Origin of the sequence: Duffyella gerundensis, from assembly GCF_001517405.1 — a bacterium.
GTDB classification, from domain to species: domain Bacteria; phylum Pseudomonadota; class Gammaproteobacteria; order Enterobacterales; family Enterobacteriaceae; genus Duffyella; species Duffyella gerundensis.
Genome location: NZ_LN907827.1, coordinates 41,685 through 55,911 on the forward strand (window position 1 = coordinate 41,685; position 14,227 = coordinate 55,911).

The following is a 14,227-nucleotide window of genomic DNA, read 5'->3' on the forward strand; positions in this document are numbered from 1 at the left end:
CAATGAAAATGCATGCTAGCCGGTCCATGAAAGCCGCTGTCACCTGGATTAAGTTGCTGTGGCGGCGAATAGACGAAGACAATATGACGGTGCAGGCGGGCAATTTGGCCTATGTCTCACTGCTGGCACTGGTGCCGCTGGTGGCGGTGGTGTTTGCGCTTTTTGCCGCTTTTCCGGAGTTCTCCGACATCAGCCACCAGCTGAAAAACTTCATTTTTACCAACTTCGTACCGGCTGCGGGCAACACCATTCAGCACTACCTTGAGCAGTTTGTGGCGAATGTCGACAAGATGACCGCCGTCGGTGCGGTGGGGTTAATTGTCACCGCGCTGCTGCTGATGCACGCCGTTGATTGCGCGTTGAATGCTATCTGGCGCAGCAAAAAGAAACGCCCGCTGGTGTTCTCATTTGCTGTTTACTGGATGATTTTAACCCTGGGCCCGCTGCTGGCGGGCGCCAGTCTGGCGATCAGCTCTTACCTGCTCTCGCTGCGCTGGGTCAACGCTACGGGCGTCACCAGCCTGGTCGATCACATGCTGCGCCTGTTCCCATTGCTGCTCTCCTGCCTGGCGTTCTGGCTGCTGTACAGCGTGGTACCAACGGTCCGCGTGCCGCCGCGCGATGCCCTGATTGGTGCGCTGGTGGCGGGGCTGCTGTTTGAGCTGGGTAAAAAGGGCTTTGCACTCTATGTTACGATGTTTCCTTCTTACCAACTCATTTATGGCGTATTGGCGGTAGTGCCTATTCTCTTCCTGTGGGTGTTCTGGACGTGGTGCATTGTCCTGCTCGGTGCAGAAATCACTGCCACCGTGGGAGATTACCGCCAGCTAAAGCAGCAGGAGCAGGATGAAAAATCCGCTGGAGAACTATGATTGCACTGATTCAACGGGTACTGAAAGCCAGCGTGACCGTTAGCGACAAGACCATCGGCGAAATTGGGCCCGGTTTGCTGGTGCTGTTAGGCGTCGAAAAAGAGGACGATGACAGCAAAGCGAGCCGGTTGCTGGATCGCGTGGCGGGATACCGCATCTTCGGCGATGAAAATGACAAAATGAATCTGAGCCTACAACAGACAGGCGGCAGCCTGCTGGTGGTATCGCAATTTACCCTGGCGGCTGATACGAACAAAGGCATGCGCCCGTCGTTCTCTGGCGGCGCCTCGCCTGCTGAAGCGGAGCGTCTCTATGAGCATTTTATTCAGCTGAGCCGCGACAAAGGTATTGTGACAGAAACGGGGCGTTTTGCCGCCGATATGCAGGTTGCTTTGGTGAACGATGGCCCGGTAACGTTCTGGTTGCAGGTGTAAAACCACGCATCACCGGCGTTTGAACTGGCGTCCGGGTGGCGAAAGAGAGATCCATTTATGTACCATCTTCGAGTGCCAGAAACAGAAGAGGAACTGGAAACCTATTATCAGTTCCGTTGGGAAATGTTGCGCAAACCGCTACGGCAGCCACAGGGCTCCGAGCGCGATGCCTGGGATGCGCTTGCCCATCATCAGATGGTGGTGGATGAGCACGGTAAACCGGTCGCCATTGGCCGCCTTTATATTAATGCTGACAATGAAGCCGCTATCCGCTTTCTTGCCGTGCATCCTTCCGTGCAGGGCAAAGGGTTGGGAACGCTGGTGGCCATGACGCTGGAATCCGTTGCTCGTCAGGAAGGCGCCAAGCGCGTGGTGTGTAGCGCGCGCGAAGATGCGATCGCTTTCTTCGCCAAGCTGGGCTACATCAATCAGGGTGAAATCACCGCGCCGCAGACCACACCGCTGCGCCACTTTCTGATGATTAAACCGGTCATCACCCTTGATGATATTCTGCATCGCGCAGACTGGTGCGGCCAGCTACAACAGGCCTGGTACGATCACATCCCGCTCAGCGAAAAAATGGGCGTACGCATCCTGCAATATACCGGGCAGAAATTTGTAACCACCATGCCGGAAACCGGCAATCAGAACCCACATCAGACCTTGTTTGCTGGCAGCCTGTTTTCGCTCGCCACGCTGACCGGGTGGGGGCTGATCTGGCTGCTGCTGCGTGAACGCCATCTTGGCGGTACCATCATTCTGGCCGATGCGCACATTCGTTACAGCCATCCGATTAAAGGCCGTCCGGGTGCCACTGCCGATCTCGGTTCGCTCAGCGGCGATCTGGATCGCCTGGCGCGTGGTCGCAAGGCCCGTGTTCAGTTAGAAGTTGAACTGTTTGGCAATGATGAGTGCGGTGCGGTGTTTGAAGGTGTGTATCTGGTACTGCCTGCCGATCCGGATGGGCCGCTGGAAGAGGGTGGCTCTGGCGCCCGCATCAATTAACAACGGGCCGCGCTGAGGCGGCCCGCGGTTTATTTTACCTCGCCGGCGGTCATGCTTTGCTGAATCTCATTGTTATCGGTAGTCACGCGCAGCTCGCCGTTGCTGCTGGCTTTCAGCGTGTTGCTGGCGGCAAGGCTGCTGTTCAGTTTCAGCGTCAGATTGCTGTTACCAGTTAACGGCAGCGCTGGCCAACCCCAGTTCTGCAGAACGTTAGCGGGCACCGCGCGACCGTTAAGATTAAGCATCAGCGCACGCGCCGCGTTTTGATCCACTACCGCCAACCCTTCCAGCATACCTTCACCCACAAATGCGCTCATTTCTGTCACCTTGATGCGCTGATCGTCAGCAGTCAGCGCCAGCGACGGATGACGCAGATCGGTGCGGTTAAAGGTCGCCTGCGCTGCGTTCAGGCTTAGCGTCCCGCGCCAGATGCCCCATTGCTGGTGACGCGCGAGCGTCAACTCACTGCCGGTGCCGTCCAGCGCGGTGAGCTGGAACGGAAAGTCAGGATTCACATCAATCAGCAGATTGCGATTGGCGCTGAGTTTTTTCACCTCAACGCCCTGTAACCAGCCAGGCAAGGTTTGCTGCCAGCGCGCGCGCCAGTTCTGCGGCAGGGTATATTCCAGACCGGCAATCACCAGCTCATCCAGCACCAGCGTTTTGTCGTTACGCGTCCAGCTGCCATTGGTACGAATCAGCCCATTAACGAAGCGGGTGCTGAACTGATCGAGATCGATGCCCTGCGCAGTGAAGTGCATATTGGCAATCGGATCGATAAATTCGAGGCTGCCATTAATGAAGTTGCTGGCATTCATCTCCAGCGAGCCATCATCACTTTCCCAGTCATTGCCGTGCAGGCGAATGTTTTTCAGCGACAGATCGAGGTCGGTAATCGCCCATTCCGGGCCCTGCAGGCGCGCATCGGTGATATCCAGTCGGTCAATTTGCACCGAGGGCACCTGCGTCAGCGGCCGCAGAAAATCTTGTAAAGACTCGCTGGTTTGCAGACGAATATCGTTCAGACGCAGATTATTGATCCGCCAGTTGCCCACGGCGTCGCGTCCGGCGTTGCCGGTTAGCGATCCGCGTGCCAGATCGGCGCCAATGTTGTTGAGCTGCAGCTGACCGTGATCCATGCGGCCCTGAATCAGCACGTTTTTGCCCGCCACGCCGTACAGTGTGAGATCGCCCGCGCTCATCTGGAAGTTCGCGCTGTCGCCCAGCAGATCGCCTTTTTTCGGCTGCCACGGCAGAACGCCACCGTTTACCGCACTGGCGCTCAGAGGCAATACATTATCGGGGCTGCGGATCACCATATTGCTCAGCTGTAATCGGTTGGCCGCCAGCGGCAGCGCTTCATTACCGTTGAGGTTTGCCAGATCGAGCGTCCCGTCTTTTAACAGCAGCGTATCAAAGTGGCCGGGCTGGCTGAACTGTGCCAGTGCAAAGCCGAGATCGACGCTTTTCGCTACCAGCACCGCGGGTTCGCCATCGTGGCCGAAGGTGAAATCATCGAGGGTTAAATGACCAGGCGAAGAGAAATTGTGTTCGATTTTGCTGACGGAAAGGTGCCAGTCGGTATTGTCGCTGATCCAGCGGCTGGCCCAGCCTGCGCCCCAGCGCGTTTGCAGTGATACATAGGCGATCACCAGCAGCAATAACACCAGCAGCAGCAGCGTCAGTAAAAATTTTCCGACAAATTTCATTGCACCTTTCCCTAAGAGTTTCCGCCAGAGGTTGTTATGCCTGAATTACCGTTCTGGCTCAACCGCCTGAAGAGAAAGTCACAACAATTGAGAGGATGCCGCCGGTGAACGGACGGGCAGGCGCCCGTCCTTTGTGCTCTATTTCTCCAGCGGGAAAATCAGATTGAGTACGATAGCGGTAATGCCGCCCGCAGCGATGCCCGATGACAGCAGGGTTTTCAGCCAGTCAGGCGCAAACTGCAGGATCAGCGGCTGTTGCGAGACGCCAAGACCGACGGCCAGCGACAACGCGATAATCATGATGGCGCGACGGTTCAGCGGCTCGCGTGACACGATGCGCACGCCGGAGGCCGCAATGGTGCCGAACATCACCAGCGTGGCACCGCCGAGTACCGGTTCAGGAATGTGCTGCACAAAACCACTCACCGCGGGAAACAGGCCCAGCACGATCAGCATCAGCGCCACGACAAAACCAACGTAGCGGCTGGCCACGCCGGTTAGCTGGATCACGCCGTTGTTCTGGCCGAAGCAGGAATTGGGAAAGGTGTTGAGCAGGGCGGAAACGCAGGAGTTCAGGCCGTTAGCCAGCACGCCACCTTTCAGGCGCTGCATATAAAGCGGTCCGCTAACCGGCTGCTCAGAAACATCAGAAGTGGCGGTGATATCCCCGATGGTTTCCAGCGACGTCACCATAAATACCAGCATCAGCGGAATCAGCAGGTTCCAGTCGAAACCAAGGCCGTAGTAAAGCGGCGTTGGCACGGCAATCAAGGCGTTGGTGGCGGGAGCGGTTTGCTGCGGCAGCATATCCATCGCCCAGGCCAACAGATACCCTACCGCCATGGCGATCACCAGCGATGCGACGCGCAGGTAGGGATTACGCTGGCGATTGAGCAGGATAATTACCAACAATACCGCACCTGCCAGCATCAGATTCTTCGGCGCACCAAAGGTGTGATCGTTCATCGCGGCAAAGCCGCCGCCAATCGAAGTCAGGCCAACCTGAATCAGCGACAGGCCGATAATCATCACCACAATGCCGGAGACCAGCGGCGTAATAATGCGCCGTGCCAGATGCAGCACGCGGGATAGCACCATCTCGGTACAGGAAGCGACCATCAGCGTGCCGAACAGCGCTGCCATCATGGTGGGCACATCCGCACCGCCATTTTTCAGCGCCATGCCGCCCATAATCAGCGGCGTAACGAAGTTAAAGCTGGTGCCCTGAATGGACAACAATCCTGAACCGACCGGCCCCCAGGTTTTGATCTGTAAAACAGAGGCGATACCGGAAGCGAACAGCGACATGCTGATAATGTGCTGCGTGTCCTGCGCGGGCAGGCCAAGCGCCTGGCAAATCAGCAGCGCGGGCGTGATCACCGCAACGAACATCGCCAGCAGATGTTGGCAGGCAGCAAACAGCGTTTGTGGCAGCGGCGGGCGGTCATCAAGGCGATAAATCAGTTCACTTTTTGCCGGATTGGCAGCAGTCGAGTCGGTGGGATTGGCGGACATTTTTTCTGTTCCTGATCACAAAATGGCGATTGTAAACAGAAGTCCGCTAAAAGCAATCGTTTGCTAATGCAGGATAATAAAGAGCGCCTCAGGCGTTGGTATAACGCTCGGTTTCAGGCAGCCAGCGCTCTATCAGCGCCTGCGCCTGCTGCGGATAGTGCTGATGAATATGGCGCGCAACGCGCTGCACTTCCGGAATCATCGCCTGATCGCGCAGCAGATCGGCAACCCTGAAGGCAGCATTACCGGTTTGACGGGTACCCAGAAGCTCACCGGGACCGCGGATTTCCAGATCGCACTGGGCGATAACAAAGCCGTCGTTGCTGTCGCGCAGCACCTGCAGACGTTTCTGGGCGGTTTTGCTCAGAGGCGCCTTGTAGAGCAATACGCAATGCGACGCGATGGCACCACGGCCTACGCGTCCGCGCAGCTGATGCAGCTGGGCGAGGCCCAGACGTTCGGGATTTTCAATGATCATCAGGCTGGCATTGGGCACGTCCACGCCCACTTCAATTACTGTGGTAGCCACCAGCAGCTGCAGTTCGCCGAGTTTAAAGGCCTGCATCACCGCCTGTTTTTCGGCTGGCTTCATACGGCCATGCACCAGGCCAACGGCAATCTCCGGCAGCGCCAGCTTCAGCTCTTCCCAGGTGGCTTCTGCCGCCTGCGCTTCCAGCAGATCGGACTCTTCAATCAGCGTGCAAACCCAGTAAGCCTGGCGGCCTTCACCGCAGGCGCTCTGCACGCGAGTAATGATTTCAGCGCGTCGGCTATCGGGAATCGCTACCGTGGTAACCGGCATGCGTCCCGGCGGCAGCTCATCAATGGTGGAGGTATCGAGATCGGCATAGGCCGTCATCGCCAGCGTGCGCGGAATGGGCGTGGCGGTCATGATCAGCTGATGAGGATGAAAGCCCTGCTCTTCGCCTTTTTCCCACAGTGCCAGCCGCTGATGCACGCCAAAACGGTGCTGTTCATCAATGATTACCAGCGCCAGGCCGTTGAACTGCACCTGTTCCTGGAAAATGGCGTGGGTGCCGACGATCATATTGACCTGGCCGCTGGCGATCAGCTCCTGCTGCGCCAGCCGCGCTTTGCCCTTTTGCTTACCGGCCAGCCAGCCCACTTCGAGACCAAGCGGGCTGAACCACTGGCGAAAGTTATTGGCATGCTGCTCAGCCAGCAGTTCGGTCGGAGCCATCAGCGCAACCTGTTTGCCCCAGGCGATCACGTGCAGCGCGGCTAACGCTGCAACCAGCGTTTTGCCTGAGCCAACATCGCCCTGTACCAGGCGCATCATCGGATAATCGAGCGCTAAATCCTGTTCAATCTCTTTTACCACGCGCTTCTGCGCCTGCGTTGGCGTGAAAGGCAGCGCCGCCAGCAGTTTGTCGCTAAGCTGGTGGCGCGCCGTCATTGGCAGCGCATGGTAACGCTGTGCGCCTGCCCGCACCGCCAGCATGCTCAGGTTATGCGCCAGCAGTTCTTCAAGGATTAGCCGCCGCTGTGCCGGATGTTTACCGCTTTCCAGATCGGCAAGCTGCATATCAGGCGGCGGACGATGCAGCATTTGCAGTGCATCCTGCAGGCTTATCATGCCGTGGCTCAGTTCTGGCGGTAGTAATTCGGCAATGGCGCAGGTTTCCAGCAGTTTGAGCGCCTGATCGGTGAGATTGCGCAGCGTTGCCTGACGAATGCCTTCGGTGGTGGAATAGACCGGCGTCAGCGTCTCCTGCAGTTCCGTGACGCTGTTTTCGCCCTGAATACGGTACTCAGGATGAATAATTTCTGCGCCGCGCTGGCCACGCTTGATCTCGCCGTACGCGGTAACGCGCTTGCCCGGCGCAAGGCTGTTTTTCATGCCTGCGTTGAAATTGAAGAAACGCATAGTAAGCACGCCGCTACCGTCGCTGATCTGACACACCATCATGCGGCGTCGGCCAAAAGTAATGTCGCTGTGCAGCACTTCGCCTTCCACCGTGGCCCAAATGCCCGGCAGCAGATCGTTAATGGCGTAGAGTTGGGTGCGATCTTCGTAGCGCAGCGGCAGGTGCAGCAGTAAATCCTGAACGGTGAGCAGGCCGAGCTTAGCCAGCTTGCCTGCCTGACTGGCACCGACGCCGGTCAGGGAATTAAGCGGAATGGCGTCCAGCAGGCGGCCTGTCATCTTTTACGGGCCGTGGATTGCATGGTTGCCCACCATTCGTCATCGGCGATCACTTCACCGGCATCGTTAATGTAGGGATAGGGCAAACGCTTGTGTTTAGCCACGCGTGCCAGCACCGGATAACCGCCTTCAAACAGCAGGCGCTGCTGTTCACTTTCGCTCAGCGGGCTTTCACTGCGCTGGTACATGCCGGCATTTTGCCGCTGACGCTGCGCTTCATACAGAATCAACGCCGAGGCCACCGAGACGTTCAATGACTGCACCATACCGATCATCGGAATGATGATCTGCCGATCGGCCAGCGCCAGCGCTTCTGCGGTGATGCCGGTTTTTTCCTGTCCCATCAAAATACAGGTTGGCCGGGTGTAATCAATGTAACGGAAATCCACCGCCTGCGGAGAGAGGTGCGTCGCCAGAATTTGCATATTCTGGCCTTTGAGATGAGTTACTGCGTCTGCGATGGTGGGATGGGTTTTCACCTGCACCCAGCTGTTACTGCCTGCGGCGGATGAGACCACGGTGCGCATGCGGTTGCCCGGCCAGACAGCGTGAACCTCATGAACGCCTACGGCATCGGCCGTACGAATCACGGCAGAGACGTTGTGCGGCTTATGCACCTGTTCCATGCAGACGGTGAGATCGTGCTGGCGTGCAGCCAGCATTTCTCTGATACGGGTAAAGCGTTGTTCATTCATCGGGTTAGTTACGGTTGCGGTGCACTTTGATCACATCCGGCATCACACGGATTTTGCGCATGATATTTGCCAGCTGGATGCGATCGCGCGCGGTCAGACGAATAAACGCGCTGTAAACACGGCCGTCTCGCTCTTCCGTATTCAGACTCTGAATATTGGATCCGGCGGTATTAATGGCCGCGGTCAGGTTGGCCAGCGCGCCCTGATGATTAAACATATCGACTTTGATCTCAGCGACAAATTCCTGCTCGGTGACCTTATCCCATTCCACCGCCATAAATTTCTCAGGCTCTTTCTGATAGCCACGGATATTACGGCAGGATTCATGGTGCACCACCAGGCCTTTGCCCGGACTAACGTGCGCGACAATCGGATCGCCCGGAATAGGGCGGCAGCATTTCGCAAAGGTGATCAGCACGCCATCGGCGCCTTTGATCGGCAATTTGCCCTGCGAATCTTCTTGACCCGACGTATCGGCCACCAGTTGATTACCCTGCATCAGGTTTTTCGCTACCACCACGCTCATGGCGTTGCCAAGGCCGATTTCGGCCAGCAAATCGTCCATTGATGCCAGCTTCATGCGCGCCAGTTCATGCTGGATATTTTCCGGCGGAATCTCAGCCAGTTTACGGCTGCCACCCAGCGCATGATTCAGCAGGCGACGACCAAGGCTGACCGAATCGTCACGCTTGAGATTTTTCAGCAGCTGACGAATTTTGGCGCGCGCTTTGGAGCTGACGACAAAATTAAGCCAGGCGGCGTTGGGGCGTGCGCCCGGCGCGGTAATGATTTCGATGGTCTGGCCGCTGGTCAACGGCTGCGACAGCGGGTAAGGCTGGCGATCAACGCGCGCACCCACGCAGGCATGACCGATATCGGTATGCACGGCATAGGCGAAATCCACCGGCGTGGCGCCAGCGGGCAATTCGACAATGCGGCCTTCCGGCGTGAAAACGTAAATCTCATCGGGAAAGAGATCGGATTTAACGCTTTCAATAAATTCAAACGAGCTGCCGGCGCTTTGCTGCAGTTCCAGCAGGCTTTGTAGCCAGCGCTGCGCACGGATTTGCGCGGTAGTGCTGCTTTCGCCCTGTTCTTTATAAGCCCAGTGCGCAGCGACACCCATCTCGGCCATCTGATCCATATCTTCGGTACGGATCTGCACCTCAACCGGTACGCCATGCGGCCCGATCATTGAGGTATGCAGTGATTGATAGCCGTTGGCTTTAGGAATGGCGATGTAATCTTTGACCCTGCCCGGGCGCGGCTTATACAAGCTGTGCATCTGGCCCAGTACGCGGTAACAGGTATCAACATCGCGGACAATCACGCGAAACGCGTAAATATCCATAATGGAGTGGAAACGCTGCTCTTTCAGCTGCATTTTGCAGTAGATCGAGTAAAGGTGCTTTTCCCGACCGCTGACGCGACAGGGAATGCCCGCTTCCTGCAAACGACCATCGATCTCAGAGAGAATTTTTTGAATCATCTCTTTGCGATTGCCGCGTGCCGCTTTCACCACCTCTTTGATCACCCGATAACGATTAGGATAGAGCGCTTCAAAACCCAGCTCTTCCAGTTCGGTTTTCAGATGATGGATACCAAGGCGGTGCGCCAGCGGGCTATAGATTTCCAGCGTTTCCAGTGCAATGCGGCGACGCTTATCGGGGCGTAATGACCCTAGCGTGCGCATGTTGTGCGTGCGGTCGGCCAGCTTGATCAAAATGACGCGGATATCCTGCACCATCGCCATGATCATTTTACGGAAGTTCTCAGCCTGCGCTTCTTTCTTGTCGCGGAATTTCAGCTTATCCAGCTTGGATACGCCCTCCACCAGTTCGGCAACGCTTTTGCCAAATAACTGTTCCATATCCTGGTAGGTGGCGGCGGTATCTTCGATAACGTCATGTAGTAGCGCAGCCATGAGGGTTTCATGGTCGAGCTTCATTTCCGCGAGAATACAGGCGACCGCAACCGGATGGGTGATATAAGGCTCACCGCTGGAGCGTGTCTGTCCCTCGTGAGCATCACGTGCGACAAGGTAAGCTTGCTTGAGGCGTTTAATCTGATCCTCAGGCAAGTATTTTTCAATCAGCTGATTGAGGCTTTCAAACAGATACAAGGCGAGGCCTTCCGGCAGCTAATTAACGACGACCTTCAGCGATAGCGGTAACAGCCTGCAGTTCTGCGGCTTCCTGCTCTTGCTGCTCCTGACGATCACGGACATCCAGAATCTTGTTGGTGATCAGACCTTCTTCGATTTCGCGCAGGGCGATAACGGTGGTCTTATCATTTTCTTCCGGAACCAGTGGATCTTTACCGCCGATCTGCATCTGACGTGCGCGACGAGCCGCGACGAGAACCAGGTCAAAACGGTTACCAATTTTCTCTACTGCGTCCTGAACGGTTACGCGTGCCATAAGTGTGCTACTCCACAGGTGAAGAAATGACTGGGCATAATACTGAAACTCAATTCAGTCTGCCATTAGTTTGCTGATTAAAGCATCATGCCGGGCTTTTTGACGGCCCATGCGCAAGCGCTCAGCGCGAATGATGGTTTTGAGATCGGACAATGCCAGATCAAAATCATCATTAACAATCAGATAATCGTACTCCGCATAATGGCTCATCTCGGCGACGGCCTGCGCCATGCGCCGGGCAATCACCTCTTCGCTGTCCTGACCACGGCCACGCAAACGGCGATCCAGCTCATCTTTCGACGGCGGTAACACGAAAATGCTGCGCGATTGCGGCATCTTCTCGCGAATCTGCTTGGCGCCCTGCCAGTCGATATCGAGGAAAACGTCTACGCCGGTAGACAGAATCTGTTCAATCGCCTTGCGGGAGGTACCGTAATAGTTGCCAAACACTTCGGCATGCTCAAGAAAGGCATCTTCCGCAATCATTGCCTCAAATTCGTTCTTCGAGACAAAAAAGTAGTGTTCGCCATGATTCTCGCCAGGCCGCACGTTGCGGGTGGTGTGAGAGATCGAAACCTGCGTGTCATACAGCGGCTGCGTTTTTAACAGCGCCTGAATCAAACTGGATTTTCCCGCGCCGCTAGGGGCGGAAACAATAAAAAGCGTGCCTTGAGCCATGATTCATCTTGAAGTGAGTAAAATGCGGAGTGTGTTTCCTGCACAGTATACACAGCTTCCCCCTGCCATGCAGCGTTTGTGATTTATGCCCGCCTTTTTTCTTTGCTTTTCCGTAATGACTCGCAGCTTGTTTGTCCTTTTGAGTAACGCCGGAATGTTTCTTGCGGCACGTTTTCCGGATAGCGCAAAGTGCGCTGGCATCGATAGCTGAATCACCGTTTACTGCTGGCAGCGTACAAAAGGAGCACTTATGAAGGGACTGTTTGCATTACTGCTGTTGCTTGTCGCGGGCCCGCTACAGGCTCTCTGTCCGGTCTGGACGCCAGCGCGTGCCGCAACGGAGATAGCCACCTTGCACCAGCAGCTTAGCCTGTGGGATCGGGCATATTATCAACAGGGACAAAGCCTGGTGGATGATACGCTTTATGACAGCCTGCAACGGCGTTTACAGCAGTGGCAAGGCTGCTTCCAGCCGGATGTGTTGCCTCATCAGTCGCAGTGGGCAGAAGGCGGCAACCTCACCCACCCGGTAGCGCATACCGGCGTCAAAAAGCTGGCGGATAAGTCTGCAGTGGCCTGGTGGATGCAGTCGCGCAGCGACATATGGGTACAGCCTAAAGTGGACGGCGTTGCCATTACGCTGGTTTACCGCGAGGGAAAGCTGACTGCAGCGATCAGTCGGGGTGACGGCCTGCGCGGCGAAAGCTGGCTGCAAAAAGTCGAGAATATTCCTGCCATTCCTAAAACTCTTCCCGTTTCATTACCTGCCGTGGTGCTACAGGGAGAGCTGTTTTTACGGCGGCCCGATCATCAGCAGGCAAAAGATGGCGGCATGAATGCACGGTCGCAGGTTGCGGGGGCATTAATGCGTACAGAAAACAGTGACCTGCTCGATCAGCTCGACGTTTTTATCTGGGCATGGCCGGATGGACCGGTTGAGATGCAGCAGCGTCTGAACACGCTGCGTGACTGGGGATTTCCGCTCGCTGCCGCGTGGACGAAGCCGGTTAGCGATGAATATGAAGCAGAAGCCTGGCGCGAGCACTGGTTTCGTCAGGCGCTGCCTTTTGCGACCGATGGTATTGTGCTGCAGCAGACGCGCCGTGCACAGGGTAAGCAGTGGTTACCGGGGCAGGGATCGGAGGTGGCAGCATGGAAATATCAGCCGCCCAGCGTGAGCAGTGAAGTCACGCGCGTGAGCTTTTCCGTGGGCCGCACCGGCAAAATCGCGGTGGTGCTTGAGTTGTTGCCGGTGCAACTGGATGACAAAACGGTGCGCCGGGTCAATGTGGGATCGATAAAGCGCTGGCGTGAATGGGATGTCATTGCAGGCGACCAGATTGCGATTAGCCTGGCCGGGCAGGGGATTCCGCGACTGGATGAGGTGATTTGGCGGGTAGCACAGCGTGATTACCCGGTGGAACCAGATGCCGGTCGCTATCACCCGTTAAGCTGCCTGTTACCTGCAACGGAATGCCGTGAACAGTTTTTGGCACGGCTTAGCAACCTGAGCCAGAAATCGGTTCTCGATCTGGCGGGCATTCAGCGCAGCAGCTGGCAGCGTTTGATGGCACATGACGATTTCACGCAGCTTTTTGCCTGGCTCGGTTTAAGCGTTGAAGAGATGGCGCGCCTGCCTGGCATCAGCAACGCACGGGCAGAACAGCTCTGGCATCGTTTTCAGTTCAGCCGCCAGCAGCCGTTCAAGCGCTGGCTTAAAGCGCTGGGTGTGCCATTGCCGGCCGCGGCCCTTGATGCAATGGCCAGCGAGAACTGGCAGAGCATTCAGGCGCGTGGTCCTGAAGCATGGCAGCAATTGCCGGGTATCGGGCCAAAAACCGCCCGGCAAATAACGGACTTTCTCGCTGACCGCACCGTCAATGAGCTGGCTGCCTTTCTCCAGCGCCAGCGCATTCCCGGTTTTGCAGATCTTAATGTTCCGGGTGTGGATAATTGAAGATCGGCAGGCCGAGCTTGAAGCGCAGCGCCAGCAGGCGGGCAATAAAACCAAACAGCAAGGTGAGAATAATCACCAGCTCGTGCGAAAGGTCAGTTTTCAGCAGCAGGATGTAGATCCAGCCGGAGGCGAAGGCGATGCCAGCGTACAGCTCTTTCTGGAAGACCAGCGGAATGCGATTGCAAAACATATCGCGCAGAACGCCACCGAATACGCCGGTAATGACCGCGGCAATGGCGGCAATCAGCGAGGCATGGCCGCTGTCCAGCGCCACCTGTGCGCCGATAATTGAAAAAACTACCAGGCCTAGCGCATCAAGTACCAGAAATACTTTACGCAGGTGGTTCATTAACGGGGCGACCAGCGTGGTTACCACGGCGGCGGCGGCAACAATGACGATGTACTCAGGATGCTTAACCCAGCCGAGTGGGTAATGTCCAAGCAGGATATCGCGCACCGAGCCGCCACCAATGGCGGTCACCGAGGCAATAATAATGACGCCAAACATATCCATTTTGCGACGTCCGGCCGCCAGCGCGCCGGTCATGGCTTCGGCGGTAATCCCGATGAGGTAAAGCACAGTGAGTAACATAGACAGCTCCTGAAAGTTGGCGCAAGCCTAAGCGTTACGCCAGTTTCAGGCGACTGAAATTTTCTAACGTTGGCTTATTCGCATTAGATGATTTTATGCGATTTTGTCAACAATACCTTTTATTATCGCGGATTAAGGCTACCTGTCATGTCAGCAAGCATGCCGGGCTGATTGAAAAAAGTA

12 protein-coding genes are annotated in these 14,227 nt (G+C 56.3%); 4 read left to right on the forward strand and 8 right to left on the reverse strand.

Features of this window, described 5'->3' with window-relative positions:
* The first annotated feature begins 2 nt into the window (after positions 1–2).
* From EM595_RS00175 to fabY, 3 genes are read left to right on the forward strand one after another with little or no spacing between them, the layout of a single operon-like run.
* Entirely contained in the window at positions 3–872 is an 870-nt protein-coding gene (locus EM595_RS00175) for a virulence factor BrkB family protein (RefSeq protein ID WP_067426542.1), read from the forward strand.
* Positions 869–1,306: a D-aminoacyl-tRNA deacylase gene (gene dtd, locus EM595_RS00180; protein ID WP_067426545.1), complete on the forward strand. Its 438-nt coding sequence runs from the start codon at positions 869–871 to the stop codon at positions 1,304–1,306. Before EM595_RS00175 ends, dtd begins: the two co-directional genes overlap by 4 nt.
* A 57-nt stretch (positions 1,307–1,363) precedes the next feature.
* Positions 1,364–2,311, forward strand: coding sequence for a fatty acid biosynthesis protein FabY (fabY, locus tag EM595_RS00185; RefSeq protein ID WP_067426548.1), 948 nt, complete (start codon positions 1,364–1,366; stop codon positions 2,309–2,311).
* Between the two features lie 29 nt (positions 2,312–2,340).
* On the opposite strand, the gene EM595_RS00190 is transcribed toward fabY, so the two are convergent.
* The 7 genes from EM595_RS00190 to gmk all read right to left on the reverse strand — a co-directional run bounded on the left by EM595_RS00190 (position 2,341) and on the right by gmk (position 11,495).
* The gene (locus EM595_RS00190) at positions 2,341–4,020 is read right to left on the reverse strand and encodes an AsmA family protein (RefSeq protein WP_067426550.1); all 1,680 of its coding nucleotides are present in this window, start codon (positions 4,018–4,020) and stop codon (positions 2,341–2,343) included.
* Between the two features lie 138 nt (positions 4,021–4,158).
* On the reverse strand, positions 4,159–5,535 hold the full coding sequence (locus EM595_RS00195; protein WP_067426552.1) for a nucleobase:cation symporter-2 family protein: 1,377 nt from the start codon (positions 5,533–5,535) through the stop codon (positions 4,159–4,161).
* A gap of 88 nt (positions 5,536–5,623) precedes the next feature.
* Positions 5,624–7,702, reverse strand: coding sequence for an ATP-dependent DNA helicase RecG (gene recG / locus EM595_RS00200; RefSeq protein WP_067426555.1), 2,079 nt, complete (start codon positions 7,700–7,702; stop codon positions 5,624–5,626).
* Positions 7,699–8,397 (reverse strand): tRNA (guanosine(18)-2'-O)-methyltransferase TrmH, encoded by a 699-nt coding sequence (gene trmH / locus EM595_RS00205; RefSeq protein ID WP_067426558.1) that lies wholly within the window; start codon positions 8,395–8,397, stop codon positions 7,699–7,701. Before trmH ends, recG begins: the two co-directional genes overlap by 4 nt.
* A 4-nt stretch (positions 8,398–8,401) precedes the next feature.
* Positions 8,402–10,519, reverse strand: coding sequence for a bifunctional GTP diphosphokinase/guanosine-3',5'-bis pyrophosphate 3'-pyrophosphohydrolase (spoT, locus tag EM595_RS00210; RefSeq protein ID WP_067426561.1), 2,118 nt, complete (start codon positions 10,517–10,519; stop codon positions 8,402–8,404).
* 22 nt (positions 10,520–10,541) lie between these two features.
* A complete protein-coding gene (gene rpoZ / locus EM595_RS00215; protein WP_067426563.1) occupies positions 10,542–10,817 on the reverse strand; it encodes a DNA-directed RNA polymerase subunit omega in 276 nt (91 codons plus the stop codon).
* 54 nt (positions 10,818–10,871) lie between these two features.
* Positions 10,872–11,495 (reverse strand): guanylate kinase, encoded by a 624-nt coding sequence (gene gmk, locus EM595_RS00220; RefSeq protein ID WP_067426565.1) that lies wholly within the window; start codon positions 11,493–11,495, stop codon positions 10,872–10,874.
* A 250-nt stretch (positions 11,496–11,745) separates the two neighbouring features.
* On the opposite strand from gmk, the gene ligB reads away from it, so the two are divergent.
* Positions 11,746–13,452 (forward strand): NAD-dependent DNA ligase LigB, encoded by a 1,707-nt coding sequence (gene ligB / locus EM595_RS00225; protein ID WP_067426567.1) that lies wholly within the window; start codon positions 11,746–11,748, stop codon positions 13,450–13,452.
* Here the strand turns inward: ligB and EM595_RS21325 are convergent.
* Positions 13,427–14,044 carry a trimeric intracellular cation channel family protein gene (locus tag EM595_RS21325; RefSeq protein ID WP_067426569.1) on the reverse strand — a complete coding sequence of 206 codons (618 nt, stop codon included), beginning with the start codon at positions 14,042–14,044 and terminating at the stop codon, positions 13,427–13,429. The two genes, ligB and EM595_RS21325, sit on opposite strands and share 26 nt — an antisense overlap.
* Between the last annotated feature and the right edge of the window lie 183 nt (positions 14,045–14,227).